Here is a 372-nt window from a genome sequence, read left to right as displayed (position 1 = left end):
GCCGCCCGGCGCCCCCGGACCGGGAGCCGCCTGACGCCCGATGCCCGCCGACGCGGACGGTGCGGAAGGATTCGGCCAACTTCCGGATCGTCGGCCGATCCGCCCGCCGGACCCGGCGGAGACCTCCGCCCGCCCCATCCGCACCCTACGTCCCGTATGCGCAACCCCTCGGTGGCGGACGGGCGGTCACCGGCCTCCGCCGTACGCGCCCCGCGCCCCTCCGAGGGCCGCGCGGACCGCCCGCCCGGCGCCCGTGTCGGTGCGTCCCGGGATCAGTTCCGGCCACCGGCCGCCCCGCGCCTCACCGGCCGCCCGCGCCGNNCCGGACCCCGGCGGGCCGCCGGCGNNNACNNNGNGGCGGCCCCCGGCGAC

The organism is Streptomyces sudanensis (genome assembly GCF_023614315.1).
Lineage (GTDB): Bacteria > Actinomycetota > Actinomycetes > Streptomycetales > Streptomycetaceae > Streptomyces > Streptomyces sudanensis.
Note: the sequence above shows the minus strand (reverse complement) of the source record.